Below are 11,750 nucleotides of genomic sequence, written 5' to 3' on the forward strand. Positions count from 1 at the left end.
GTCGGGTCAGAACTTCGGCTTCCTGAGCATCCCCATGGGCAGGAGGCAGGCGCGGCCGTTCGGGAGTGTTGCCATCCAGAGGACGTCTCCCAGGAACCTGTAGCGCGTGAGGATCATCCCGCTGCGGAAGGTGATGCTGTCGTCGGGGATGAAGTTGTTGTCCCGGAGATAGCGGTCGAATTGCTTGGCGTCGTTGCAGAACGGCTCGAGCTGGGGGTCGATCTGGGGTTCGGCGCACAGCACGATGGTGGCGATGACGGGGAATCCGGGAAGCGCGGTCATGACGCGCACCATGCGTGCAGCCCGGCACAAGCGGGGCGCCAGCACGCGCGGTGCAGCCTTCGCGGGTATGTGAGCGGCAGGACCCGCAGCGGGGTGAGGATGGCCACGGCCAAGGCGAAGATCGCAAAGGTGTATGCGGGGTGCGGGCGCTGCATGGCCGTCACGTCGTCTTGTGGCGACGGAAGTGGCCGCCGCGCTTGTGAATGATGAGTGGTGCGTTGGTTCCTGTTGTGGCGGTGGGTTACATGTCGTCGGGTGGTGGGGGTTTATCGTCGGGGGGAGGTTTGATGCCGTACTTCCATTGCTTGTAGGGTTTGCCCACGATCCACCCGACGAATTGCCGTTTGAGGTGCTTGATCTGGCGGCGTGGTTCGTTCGCGGTGCGGAAGCTGTCGTGGGCGCTGTAATGGGTGATGACCGCGTCCTTGGGGGCGTCGAGCGGGTCGCGACCGGAATAGCGTTTGTCGAGGATGTTGAGGGCGAGGCCATGGGTCGTGCCGATGGCTTCCATCAGCAGTTGCTCGTCATCCTTTTCGGGCCGCGCAGGGTCTTGGTCGGCGCAGAGGCGCTGCCAGGTGTCAATGAGGGCGTTTGTGTTGGGCGTGTTGTGACAAAGGATGACGCGGGAGGACGGGAGCACGCGAAGCCGCAGGGACTTCTTGCGGGCCTTGGGGTGGTAGCGCACGCCCATGTAGAGGGAAATGTCACCGTGAAAGCCGACGACGGGGGCGATAGGCCCAAGGAGATTGCAGTCGATATCCATGAGCACCACGGTCTTTCCGGGAAAGTCCTGGAGGGCGCGCTTGATGATTTGGGGTTTGAGAAGGATGGCGTTGTTCCACGCGCTGGCGGGGACGGCGTAGAGGTGGTGGGGTATGGCGTGTTGGTCGAGGTTCTTGGCGAACGCCACGGCGAGACGTTCGTAGTTGGGAGTGTAGAAGCCGATGACGATGTGGGCTTGTGTGGTGGTGGTTGTCATGTCGAGCATTCCTGAGGAGCTTACGGGTTCGTTGTGCGGGATATGGATGCGCGTCGGTATTCCGAGGGCGTCATCTTGAATTCGGCGCGGAAGGCGTCGGTGAAATGCTTTTCGCTTTTGTAGCCGGAGCGTTTGGCCACCTTGTTCACCAGGAGGCCGGTGTGGGTGAGCAGTTTGGCGGCGTAGCGGATGCGGGCTTTCCTGATGAGTTCGCCCGGTGGTGGTGCGCCGCGATACTGGAGCGCGCGGCGGAAGGAGGCTTCGCTCATGCCGTCGACGCGGTTGGCGAGGTGTTGCGCGGTGAGGGCCGCGTCTTTAAGGCGGGCGGCCCGTTCGGTGGTCCATCCGAGCGCGTTGCCTTCCCTCTTGATGGCTTCCTTCTGCGACCACTCGGATTCGATCCAATCGTCGATGATGGTGAGCACCCGGCGCAGGAACGGATCGACGGCGGGCAAGGTGCCGTGGGCGGCTGCGGTCATGAGGTAAAGCAAGAGGTGATGTTTCATGGTTGCGGGCAAAATCCACCCTTCGCCGTCGGACGGTGCCCGAGGCGGTAAAACCGGTTGTCAAAAATGAGTCCCTCTACCGCGCGCGGGCGCGGCTAATCGGCGTTATCACCACGGAGGTTTAAGTTCATCCGAATGATGGAAAATCACCCGTCGTTGAAAGGAACGGTAGGGCTGTGGACTGATGCCGATCATCACGGGGACGGCGGGATTGCGGGCAGTCGGTCGCCGCGTTTCGCGTTGTCTGCGGCGGCGCGGCAATCCGGTTTGCCCCATTGGTAGTCGAGCGCCGGATACATGCAGTCCGGTTCGAGGCCGAGCACCACTTTCCAGACGTGGACGTAGCTGCGGGCAAGCATTGGTCCGGCGATGACGAGGATGGGGGCCAGCCACGACAACAGGAAGACGGTGATCAGTGTGCCGACGATGTTCTGCAGGCGGGCCATGCGGCGCGACGGTGCGTTCTCGATCATGGGGGTGTCTCATTCGGTTGTGCCAGGGGATGGTCTGGTTGTTGGAGGGGACGTCAAAGCTCCGCACGCTCGGCTCCCGGGTTTTCGGCAGGTTCCTCGTCGACGTGGATTTCGCAGAAGGTGTCGGTGAGGGGCCCGAGGAGGCGCGTGACGGTAGCGATGCAGGTATCGAGGATGGCTTCTGTCGCCAGGTCCGGGTGGATGAGGTGCATTTCCTGCAGTTCGCCCTCCCCTGCGCTGAAGACGCAGCAAAGCGTTGTTCCCTTCGAGAGCGCGTAGATGTGCAGTCGTCCTTCGCGGATGTCGCCCGCGTAGGTGGGATTGGCGAACGCGACGTTGCCGTGGTGGTGCACGAGGCAGTTGCCCGCGCTTTCTCCGGCGCGGGCGAGATGGCGTGGGTCGATGAGTTCAATCAGCGTGAAGCCGTTGTGGTTCAACAGGACGGGGCACGGTGGTTCGGGCGTATCGTAGGCGATGGTGGCCTGTTCCCGTGCCCAGCGCTCCTCGGCGGCCTTGAGATGTCGGAGCTGTTCGTTGCGAAGGCGCGCCGCCTGCGCCAAGCCCATGCTGCCGAAGACGCTGGAGGGGTTTTCGAGGAACCACACGGTGCCGTTCAGGAGTTCGGTGTCCTCCATGTCGGTTGACCCGGTGCGGGTCACGTAGCACGCGACCTTGCGCACGTAGTTGGTGAGCATCCGGTCGGGTGGCTCGATGTTGTGGTTGGCGTAAAACCACGTCCAGTTTGACAGCAGGCGGAACGCTTTCTCGCACTTGGGAAAGCCGATGGGCGAGAATTGAATCTTCCCGGATGCGGTCTTGCCGCCCAGGACGTTGCGCGCCACGGCGTCGGCTTCGCTGCGGGTCATGGGGCGTCTCCGGCGAACATGGTCGACGGGTTCTCATTGGCGGCCGCGCGGGGCAGCGGTGTCCTTCGGACAGGCCAGAGGAAGCCGTGATGCAGTGGTTCGACGGGCCCGATGTGTCGTTCGATGGCGGCCGCGCATCGGGGCATGATGCGCAAGAAGTCGCCGGGAAACGCCAGGTTCTGCATTTCAACGAGCATGTTGTGTTTGATGAAGAGGATGCAGACGAGGCGGGTGTCGTAGTGGATGGTGAAGAGATGGCCGGTTCCGGCCTCGATGGGGTCCCAGTAGCGCGCGTTGGGGAACGGACCATCGACGTCTGGGATGACAAGGCAGTTGTTGCCACGGCGGCCCGCGTCGATGACGTGCTGGGGATGGGTGCACTTCTCAAGGGTGTAGGCGTCGAACGCGAGGAGGATGGGTTTGTCGGGAACAGGCGCGGTGGGGTCGCGATGCATCCGCGCGCGGCGTCTGCGCCGGTTCAAGTTGGCGGTGGTGGCGGACGCGCGCTTTTGAAGGCGGATGGCGCCGCCGAAGGAGAGCGAGGCCGTGAGTTGCTCCGGGTGTTGGTGGAACCACAGGCTGCCATGGATGATGTCGAATTCGATTTGGGCGCAGAGGCCACGGCGGACGAGGTAAACGGCAAGCTTGCGGATGTAGTGGACCTGTCGGGCGTGGGTGAGCGCGGCCGTGTGGTGGATGAACACGCGGGCGTGGCTGATGACGATGTCCGTTGCTCTGGGATGGCGGTGGAACGTGAGCGCCGGAAAGCCCTCGCGCCCGCCGATGACGCGGTGGACGAGGCGGCGGGTGTCGATGTCGGTCATGCGGTCACCGGCCGTGGCGCTCATGGTCGGGGAAATCGCGCTTGAGGTGTTTGTAGGCATCGAGGGCTTTCTTCCTGAGGTTCGGTCGTGAACCGTTCTTCAGCGCTTTATGAAGGAGGTCGCAGACCCAGATGACGCGGGCGACCTGCCATTGCAGGCGTTCGATCTGTTTGCGGCTGTTGTCCGCTTTTCTGGTCATGGTGGCCGCCCCGGCGGCGGTTGCGGTTCCGGGTAGTCCTCGAAAAGCTTGCGGTAGGCGGCGAGCGCCGATGACGCGAGTTCCGGCGTGGTCGGATGGGTGAGCGCCTGTTGCAGCCGGTCGCACACCGCCATGATGCGGGCGAGCCGCCACGCCAGGGATTCGATTTGCTTGTAGGCGCGGTCGAGTTCGGGGCTCATGGTTTGACTCCTGGCGTTCGCGGATGGATCCAGCTCCGGGGCGCAGCGTAGGTTCCGAGGGGACGGCATTCGTGCTCCGGCTGGGGCCATATGCCGGCGGCGTGGACGATGGGGCCGGTGATCCGTTCGACGGCGGGTACGCAGTCGGCCAGGATGTCGACGAGTTCCTCGTGCGGCGTGATGACGTGCATCTCGATGATGCTGGTGTCGATGCTGGCGAACCACAGGCAGATGTGGTCGGCGCGGGAGAGCGTGAAAAACCGCCGGTCGCCTGAGAGAAGCTGGTCGGCATAGACGCGGTGCGGATAAGCCCTCCCGTCGATCCAGGCGACAAGGCGCTTGGTCTTGGTCTTGACCGCGAGGTCCACGAGGTGGCGGGGGTGGGTGAGCATGGTGAGGCGGTAATCGTGGCGGGCAAGGAGCAGTCGAGGTGCCGTGAGGGGAAGGTCCAGTTGGGACTTGACGTATGCTTTGAGTTGGCGGCGCTGCCTGTTTTCGAAGGCGCGCCACATGACTCCCTGGAGGCGGGCGGCGCCGGCGAAGGAGAGTTTGGAGCGAAGGGTTTGGCGGTTCGCCGCGAAGTAACCGGCGCCGCGGATCAGGGGTTCGGCGTCCGGGGAAGGATGGCGGGTGAGATAGACCGCGAGCTTGCGGGCGAACCGGATCATGTCCTCCGGTGATGCGCCGTTGGTGAGTTGCGCGAAGTGGGTGAGCGTGGCGCGGAGCGGTTGCATGGTGGCCGCGCGCCTGTTGAGGGCGAGGGGCTTGAGCGGCGGCCCATCGGGGAGATCGCCGCGAAGGGCGCGGTCGATTGTTTCCGGGAGGTAGGGCGGTTCGGCGTTCGCTGCGAGGACGCGGCCCTGCGGGCGCGGCGGAATGGTGTGGGCGCGGAGCATGTAGCGAATGCCATCAAGCGGCGGTGGGGGCGTGAGCGCGGCAAGGCAGTGTTGAAGGGCCTCGGCCATGCCGGGCGTCGCGGACACGAGCTGCCATTCGGCGATGCGGTTGTGGGTGATCGCCACGACGAGGCAGAGGCCTTGGTTGTGGTGCAGCGTGAAGATGGAGGTGCGCTTGGAAGCGACGGCATCCCAGTAGGTGGGGTTGGCGATGTGGCTTCCGCTGTGCGGGATGGCGAGACAATTGCCTGCGGCGAGACCGGTGTTTCGGAGGTGTATGGGGTGAACGAGCTGGTGGAGCGCGTAGGCTCCGTGGGTGGCGATCACGGGGCGCGGCGGCACCGGCGTCTTTGCGGCGGCGATGACGCGGGCGGTTTCGTCTTCGTCGTGTTGGTTTTGCCTGCGTCGGCGTTGCTCGCGCACAAGCCGTACGACGCCGCCGAACGTGAGTTTTGTGGTGAGGAGCTGCGGCCGGGCCAGCAGGTATCGCGTGGCATCGGCGATATCCGAGCCGTGCGCGCGGTTGTTGTCGCGGGTCATGAAGGCCGCGAATTTGCGGATGAGTTCGGTGCGTTGGGGGATGGTCAGGCGCCCGGGGCGATGATGGAAGGCGCCCTGGATCCAAACCGCGAGGGCGTGGCGCTGGTGTTCGCAGTTGGTGATGGTGAGCGCCTTGCCGTAGGCGCGGCCGAGAACGTCGCGCCCGGCGAGGACATGGGTGATTTGGGTTTGGGTGAGGCGGGTGATCATGCGCGTGCCCCCGGGGTTCCCGCGCGCTCAAGTTCCTTCAAGCAGAAAAAGAGCAGCCACGAGGTGGTTCCACGTTGCGTGTTGCAGCCGTGACAGGCAGCGACCTCGTTGGGAAAGCCCCGCCTCCCCCCTTCGGAGAACGGGGTCAGGTGTTCGAGCGTGGCGTCGAGGGGGGAGCGCGGCAGCCGGAAGGGGAGCTGAAGCATCGGCTCGGTGCAGTAGAAGCAGAGCCCGTCCTGCTCCTGGAAAAGCTCCGTCCGCCGCGTGTGATCGTGCTGTTTGCCCCTGCTGGTCATGGCTGCTCCCGGAAGGAGTGGATGTGGCGGCGGCGGCGGTGTCCGAAGGGCGACACGGGGCGCGGGTCGGACAGGTTTTGTTTTTTGCGCGCGCGACGTTCGTGGCGGATGCTTTCAATCGCGAGCTGTTGGGTCGCGAGTGGTCGGCCGAGCCCTATGCGGAACAGGCCGAAGCGCGCTTCGAAATAGTCGGTGATGTCCGCGATGATTGTGCGGAGTGACGGTTCATTGGGGAAACACACGTCGAGATCCACCAAGGTGGCATCGTGCATGTGGAAGAGTGCGATGCGGGCGGTTCCCGCGCGCAGCGAAAACAGCCGTTCGGATGCGCTGGCGAGGTGGGTCCAGTAGTCGAGGGAGTGAAGCAGCGCCGGGTCGGCATTGCCCGGGACGCGGCTCTCCGGGTCGTAGGGGTTCAGGCGGCAGAGGCAGTTATCGAGGCGCACGCCCTCTTCCCACAGGTGAAAGGGGTGGGTGAATTCCACGAGGTGGTAATGACCGTCGCGGTCATGCCAAACGGAGGGTGGCGGGGGCGGACATGCCCTTGCGGCCATGTCGGCGATTTCCTCGTCCACGGTTTGTGTTCTGAGTTGCTCGCGGGCCCGCCTCGCTTTTTGCTGCAGCGCCATGCTCACCATCGTCGGGATTCCAATCGGCGTGATCAGGAGTTCGGGTTTGGTGAGGGCGACGTCGGCCGCGTGGATGACGCGGGTGAGGAAGCTTGGGTTCGCGGCAAGGGTGCCGCCCCGGCGCGCGAAGAGGATGACCTTGCGCGCGAAGAAGGTGAAGGCGCGGTCGGCCTCGTCATCCAGTTCGCCGAACATGCGCACGGAGATGTCGAGGGCGGCGATGGTCGCCATGCGAATGGAGTCGCTGTTGGTGAAGTCGAGGTGCATGTCGCCCTGAGGTGAAAGGAAAGGTGCGCCGCGCGCGGTCTTTCCGGCGAGGATGTTGTCGAGCATGTGGGAGGCGTCAGGCATCGCGCTCCTCCCGTGGTGGAAAGTGCAGGACCGTGCCGCTGTCGGTTTCCTGAACGTCGTAGTCGAACTCGTCGTCCACGAGGGTGAGCTCGGCGTGTCGGGGATAGAAGGGATTTGGGTCGTAAAGGCCTTGGAACATGGGGTCGGTGAGGTAGTTCGGCAGGCGGACCACGGCGCCCGGCTGATGCGGGCGGTAGAGCGCGGTCTGGTTGGGGGCGAGGTTTGAAATCGGTCGCGGGCAGGTGTCCGTGAGGTAGTCCTGCAGCTTCTTGGCGGCCATCGGTGTTGTGGCGCCGAAGTATTGGTGGATGCTGCTGTTGTTGAGGATGGTTTCCCACGCGTGGGGGTAAAGCTTCGTCAATTGGGAGAGGTCTTGCCAGAAGCTCCAGACCTTCATCCCGTATCCGCGCATCAGCGTCACGGCGGACACCAGTTCTTTGAGTTCGCCGAGCTGTGCGGCCTCATCGATGAGGAAGAGCGTGGGGATCTTGGGCGCCGCGTGTCGGCGCGAGATGGCGGTGAGCAACGTCACCAGCCAAAGCCTCAAAAGCTTCGAATGGGTGACGAGCTTGTTCGGCGGTATGACGATGTAGATTGTCATGGGGTCGCCGCGCACCACTTTTTTGAGGTCGATGGTTGAGCGCCAGAGGCTGCCCGCCACGGCGCCATCCGTGATGAACGCAAGATGGTCCATGGCGGTGGAAGTGATGGAGGAGCGTGTGCGGCCCATGGCCATGCCGGGCGGCGAGAAAACATGGCCGATGTCGGGATGGCAGGATCCTTTGGCGCTGACGTATTCCGTCATGCCGGTGTGTTCGTCGTAGGTGCGGACGACGGTGTTGACGTCGGTTAGCGTCGGCGCGGGAAGGTTGGTGGCGCAATAACCGATGGCTTCGGTGATGAGGGTTGCGGCGCGGTTGTCCCAGTAAGGGTCCTGGTGCTTTCCGAAAGCGTGCTGCTGGATCGCGGCGTTCGCGAGCACGCGCATGTCGTCGATGGTGGCCTTTTTCAAGGGGCCCAGCATGTCGAAGGGATTGAGCGAGGCGCGTTGCAGGCAATCGGTGAGGCCGAAGGGGTCGAGCACGTGCACTTTCTGTCCCATGGCGCGGCGGCGCGCCGCTGTGACGGCGTAGTTTTCGCCCTTGGGGTCGATAATGATGGTGGGCCCGCGCCAGGTAAGCAGCGCCGGAATGATGCACGAGACACCCTTTCCTGCGCCGGTGGGTGCGATGGTGATGTGATGCCCTTCGCGGCTGTCGTCCCAGATGGCGGATGGGAATTCTGATTTGCGTCCACGGCCGGGGGGGTCTTGCCAGCCGAGGAGGATGCCGTGTGGCGGTCTGGTGGTGCGTGGAGGCATGATGGGCTTTCCGGAATCAAACAAAATCAAACGGCGGCGTTTAGTGGGTTGGTGGGGTGGCAACGCGTCGGATCATCCGCTTCAATGGGAGTTCCGACGTGACGCCGGTGAGCTTTAGCCAGCGGATAAAGACGAGGATGATGGCGGTGCGGACGCGGTCGAGCTTCATGTCGTCCGGCATGTGCTGTTCGAGGTCGCGGAACAGCGCCACCAGCAGAAGGCCGACCGACCCGATGGCCCGGTTGCCGCCGGGGATGGCGATGGGCCCGCCGCGTGGCTGGCCGTCGGCGGTGTAGCCTTCCATCACGTTGAGCAGCTGTTCGTAGGGGTCGAGCCTTTTCATCGGCGTCCTCGGCGGAGGGCGGGGCAGCGCACGAGAAGCTGCGGCGCGACCAGGATGATCAACGGGAGAAGCAGGGTGAGCGCGAGCAATGCGCTCACCCTCAACGTCCCGGGCTTACCTGGCGCGGTGTCGGCGCAGATCAAGGCGAGGCCGTTGGTGACGATGCGCCGTCGCGTCGTTAGGAATCGGTGGATGGTGTCGAAGTGAGTACGCGGCAAGTGGGCCTCCCCCTGGGAACGACGATAACGTCGGTGCTGCGCGCCGGGTGAGGAGACGCGTCGGCTCCCGGTCCGTGGGGTAAACACGGACGCACGGGTTGGGTGGGATGGGACCCCGCTGCCGTCTGCGGCTCTCAGGAGCGCGCAGCACCGGGTGCGGTATGATCGCATCCAAATGGACGGGAATGCGGCGGGAAAGCGCCAACAAAGGGGTTCGCAACCAATAGGTCATCACCCGCGTTCGCGGGTCTTTTCCTGAGCAAAGTCGCGTGGAAGGAAAGTTTCGGCACCGGTGTCGAGGTTGAGTGCCTCCGCGATTTTCGCGGCATCGTGCCAATTGAGTACCGGTGATTTTCTTTCACCCGTGATGGCGCGGCTGATGGCGCTTTGGGAAATGCCGAGGAGTTTTTTGAGTTGGCGTTGCGAGTAGCTGTGGGCGGTGGTTGCCTCGGCGACGCGGCGCCAGACTTCGGTGACCTCGCGCGCCGAGGCGCGGTAGAAATGCCATTCGCGTTTTTGGTCGTCGGTGAGCGGCGCCGTGAGGTCGGTGGGCTCCAGCTGGAGGCTGGTGGCGATTTGCTGGACGAAGTCCTTCCCGAGCTGAAGCGATCCCTGGCGCAGGTGGCGCGCCATCAGTTGGGTCATGCCGGCGGCCTCAAGATCCTTGCGCGGAATGTTGAGGCGGTGAAGGTGGTAGGCGACAAGCGCGGCGAGACCATCGGGGTCTTGTCCATCCTGGAGAAGGGGCAATGGCCGTCGTGCCAGTCCTCGCGCTTTCGTTGGCCATCATTATGGGATGGTTCGCGAGGATGGGAACTGACGGTGCGGAAAATATGGTCAGTTTTGCGTTTGCCAACTTTGTGCGTACACCGATAAATTGGGGACATGAAGAGTAGCGACGTTGTTGCGCGGCTTCGCGCTGAAAAGGAATCCCTGAAGGGGTTGGGCGCCGTTCATGTGTATTTGTTCGGGTCGGTGGCGAGGAACGAAGCGCGCCGCGGCTCGGACGTTGGTGTTTTCATCGACAGGGACAAGCGGCGCCCGATGGGGTTGCCGGACCTCGTGCTCTTGCGGCGCCGCATGCAGGACGTGCTTGGCGTGAAGGTGGACTTGGGGACGCGCGGTGGCTTGCACCCGTTGATCCGCCGCGCGGTGGAGCGCACGGCGATCAAGGTGTTCTAAGCCAGGGCCTCGGCCTTTGGCTTCTGGACATGCGGAACGCCATTAAGGCGAGTGCAGCGTTGGTCAAGGGCATGAGCCGCGAGCGCCTGGAAAGCAACGAGGCGGTCTATTGGGCGGCGCAGAACCGCATCCTGGTGGTGGCCGAAGCGGCCAAGCAGATCCCGAGGTCGGTCCGCGCGCGATATCCCGAGGTTCGGTGGAAGGATTTGATTGGCATGGGCGACATGCTGCGGCACCAGTATTTCCGCGTCGAAGCGGATATCGTGTGGGATACGGTGAAGGTGCATTTTCTGGTGCTGCTCAAGGTGGTCAACGAGTTGCCGGCCGCTGATGGGGTGTCAGCAAAATAAAAGGCGGACAGCCACCACGCGGTGAAGCGTGGCGGCGCCGTTGGGGCAACTTCGGTTCGGACGGCACGCCGGTCGCGGCGTCGGCGAAGACGCGGACGATTCCTTCGAGCCCGCCGAAGATGAGCGCGAGGGACGCGATGAGACGGGGTCCCTCGTAACCGTTTTGCATCAACCAGAGCAGCGCGCACGCGAAGGCGATGTAGAGGAAGGCCCTCACAAGCGCGTAAGCCACGCGGTTGAGCGTGTAGTCGTTGAACATGGATGTGCGGCTTTCTCCCCCTCCGCTCGCGCCGGGAAAGGGCGTGGCGGAGACGGAGGTCTCGGGGGCGTGATGATTCAGAACAGCTCTGTTGGCAACTGGGAATGAAAAAGAAAGTGGAAATCAAAAAAGCCGCCCCTCATGGGGACAGCACCATCATCAGCGTGAAGATGCGGGAGCCATACACGATCGCGACGATGGCGAGGCATAACGCCGGCACAAGGGCCAAGGACATACGCGTGCTCCACCAACCGCGCGCTTCGGCGTGGGCGGCGAGTTCACCGTAGCACCAGCATAGGGCGCACGCGGTGATGTACTTGATGGTGAGGGAAATCATGGATGTGATGCTTTCTCCCCTCGCATGCCGCCGGAGGGGCATGCGGAGAGGAGGTCTCGGTGGCGTCATGGTGGATGCGGATTTCATTGGCAAGGGCGTATGATAAAAGAAACGGAAAACAAGGGAGGGTTCAATGAGCGATGAGATCAAGCGCCGTCCGTTCGAGGCCATCACCGAACCACCGAAGGATGTTCCGCATGCGCCGCATATTTTCTTTGATGGCGCGCCGACGGGATCGGTGATGAACGGGATCATCGGCGCCACGCTGGTGGCGATCAGGCAGGTCCCGGACGGCGACAAGATCATGACCGATGCCGTGGTCACCGCGTACCTGCGGTGCAGCGTGCCGGCAGCGAGGGAGTTGGTGGCGCACCTGCAGTCGGCCATCACGTTGCTCGAGCAGCAATCCCGCATGATGAACATGCAAGGCCCGCCGAGCGCGTGAGGCAG

The 11,750-nt window shown here is 63.7% G+C and carries 20 protein-coding genes; 3 read left to right on the plus strand and 17 right to left on the minus strand.

The genetic code is table 11. The annotated features are described in order from the left end of the window. Nucleotides 1-6: 6 nt before the first annotated feature. The 15 genes from RLW41_RS18285 to RLW41_RS18355 all read right to left on the minus strand — a co-directional run bounded on the left by RLW41_RS18285 (nt 7) and on the right by RLW41_RS18355 (nt 9,817). The gene (locus RLW41_RS18285; RefSeq protein ID WP_414462370.1) at nt 7-294 is read right to left on the minus strand and encodes a hypothetical protein; all 288 of its coding nucleotides are present in this window, start codon (nt 292-294) and stop codon (nt 7-9) included. Nucleotides 295-523: 229 nt separating this feature from the next. After that, the gene (locus RLW41_RS18290) at nt 524-1,261 is read right to left on the minus strand and encodes a hypothetical protein (protein WP_414462371.1); all 738 of its coding nucleotides are present in this window, start codon (nt 1,259-1,261) and stop codon (nt 524-526) included. 20 nt (nt 1,262-1,281) lie between these two features. Next, the gene (locus RLW41_RS18295; protein WP_414462372.1) at nt 1,282-1,767 is read right to left on the minus strand and encodes a helix-turn-helix transcriptional regulator; all 486 of its coding nucleotides are present in this window, start codon (nt 1,765-1,767) and stop codon (nt 1,282-1,284) included. Between the two features lie 194 nt (nt 1,768-1,961). Next, nucleotides 1,962-2,240, minus strand: a complete 279-nt coding sequence (locus RLW41_RS18300) for a hypothetical protein (protein WP_414462373.1) — start codon at nt 2,238-2,240, stop codon at nt 1,962-1,964. 53 nt (nt 2,241-2,293) lie between these two features. Further along, nucleotides 2,294-3,106, minus strand: a complete 813-nt coding sequence (locus RLW41_RS18305; protein WP_414462374.1) for a hypothetical protein — start codon at nt 3,104-3,106, stop codon at nt 2,294-2,296. Continuing rightward, entirely contained in the window at nt 3,103-3,930 is an 828-nt protein-coding gene (locus RLW41_RS18310; protein ID WP_414462375.1) for a hypothetical protein, read from the minus strand. Before RLW41_RS18310 ends, RLW41_RS18305 begins: the two co-directional genes overlap by 4 nt. A gap of 4 nt (nt 3,931-3,934) precedes the next feature. Beyond that, complete coding sequence (locus RLW41_RS18315; protein ID WP_414462376.1) at nt 3,935-4,129, minus strand: hypothetical protein; 195 nt, start codon at nt 4,127-4,129, stop codon at nt 3,935-3,937. After that, nucleotides 4,126-4,329 carry a hypothetical protein gene (locus tag RLW41_RS18320; RefSeq protein WP_414462377.1) on the minus strand — a complete coding sequence of 68 codons (204 nt, stop codon included), beginning with the start codon at nt 4,327-4,329 and terminating at the stop codon, nt 4,126-4,128. Before RLW41_RS18320 ends, RLW41_RS18315 begins: the two co-directional genes overlap by 4 nt. Then, nucleotides 4,326-5,975: a hypothetical protein gene (locus RLW41_RS18325; RefSeq protein ID WP_414462378.1), complete on the minus strand. Its 1,650-nt coding sequence runs from the start codon at nt 5,973-5,975 to the stop codon at nt 4,326-4,328. Before RLW41_RS18325 ends, RLW41_RS18320 begins: the two co-directional genes overlap by 4 nt. Beyond that, nucleotides 5,972-6,271, minus strand: coding sequence for an HNH endonuclease (locus RLW41_RS18330; protein ID WP_414462379.1), 300 nt, complete (start codon nt 6,269-6,271; stop codon nt 5,972-5,974). Before RLW41_RS18330 ends, RLW41_RS18325 begins: the two co-directional genes overlap by 4 nt. Then, nucleotides 6,268-7,251 (minus strand): hypothetical protein, encoded by a 984-nt coding sequence (locus RLW41_RS18335; RefSeq protein WP_414462380.1) that lies wholly within the window; start codon nt 7,249-7,251, stop codon nt 6,268-6,270. The genes RLW41_RS18330 and RLW41_RS18335 overlap by 4 nt, the downstream gene beginning before the upstream one ends. Beyond that, complete coding sequence (locus RLW41_RS18340; RefSeq protein WP_414462381.1) at nt 7,244-8,611, minus strand: type IV secretory system conjugative DNA transfer family protein; 1,368 nt, start codon at nt 8,609-8,611, stop codon at nt 7,244-7,246. Before RLW41_RS18340 ends, RLW41_RS18335 begins: the two co-directional genes overlap by 8 nt. Before the next feature lie 40 nt (nt 8,612-8,651). Further along, nucleotides 8,652-8,954: a hypothetical protein gene (locus tag RLW41_RS18345; RefSeq protein WP_414462382.1), complete on the minus strand. Its 303-nt coding sequence runs from the start codon at nt 8,952-8,954 to the stop codon at nt 8,652-8,654. Further along, nucleotides 8,951-9,172: a hypothetical protein gene (locus tag RLW41_RS18350; protein ID WP_414462383.1), complete on the minus strand. Its 222-nt coding sequence runs from the start codon at nt 9,170-9,172 to the stop codon at nt 8,951-8,953. Before RLW41_RS18350 ends, RLW41_RS18345 begins: the two co-directional genes overlap by 4 nt. Nucleotides 9,173-9,403: 231 nt before the next feature. Continuing rightward, nucleotides 9,404-9,817: a helix-turn-helix domain-containing protein gene (locus tag RLW41_RS18355; RefSeq protein ID WP_414462384.1), complete on the minus strand. Its 414-nt coding sequence runs from the start codon at nt 9,815-9,817 to the stop codon at nt 9,404-9,406. 240 nt (nt 9,818-10,057) lie between these two features. Between RLW41_RS18355 and RLW41_RS18360 the strand changes: the two genes are divergently transcribed. After that, the gene (locus tag RLW41_RS18360; protein ID WP_414462385.1) at nt 10,058-10,354 is read left to right on the plus strand and encodes a nucleotidyltransferase family protein; all 297 of its coding nucleotides are present in this window, start codon (nt 10,058-10,060) and stop codon (nt 10,352-10,354) included. A gap of 29 nt (nt 10,355-10,383) precedes the next feature. Next, the gene (locus RLW41_RS18365; protein WP_414462386.1) at nt 10,384-10,704 is read left to right on the plus strand and encodes a DUF86 domain-containing protein; all 321 of its coding nucleotides are present in this window, start codon (nt 10,384-10,386) and stop codon (nt 10,702-10,704) included. Here RLW41_RS18365 and RLW41_RS18370 read toward each other — a convergent pair. Both RLW41_RS18370 and RLW41_RS18375 read right to left on the minus strand, forming a co-directional pair. After that, nucleotides 10,664-10,963 carry a hypothetical protein gene (locus RLW41_RS18370; RefSeq protein ID WP_414462387.1) on the minus strand — a complete coding sequence of 100 codons (300 nt, stop codon included), beginning with the start codon at nt 10,961-10,963 and terminating at the stop codon, nt 10,664-10,666. The genes RLW41_RS18365 and RLW41_RS18370 overlap by 41 nt on opposite strands. 139 nt (nt 10,964-11,102) lie before the next feature. Continuing rightward, nucleotides 11,103-11,300, minus strand: a complete 198-nt coding sequence (locus tag RLW41_RS18375) for a hypothetical protein (RefSeq protein ID WP_414462388.1) — start codon at nt 11,298-11,300, stop codon at nt 11,103-11,105. Between the two features lie 133 nt (nt 11,301-11,433). Between RLW41_RS18375 and RLW41_RS18380 the strand changes: the two genes are divergently transcribed. Beyond that, a complete protein-coding gene (locus RLW41_RS18380) occupies nt 11,434-11,745 on the plus strand; it encodes a hypothetical protein (RefSeq protein ID WP_414462389.1) in 312 nt (103 codons plus the stop codon). Nucleotides 11,746-11,750: the final 5 nt, after the last annotated feature.

It is taken from the genome of Hyphomicrobium sp. DY-1 (assembly GCF_047497105.1).
In the GTDB taxonomy this organism is placed as follows: domain Bacteria; phylum Pseudomonadota; class Alphaproteobacteria; order Rhizobiales; family Hyphomicrobiaceae; genus Hyphomicrobium_B.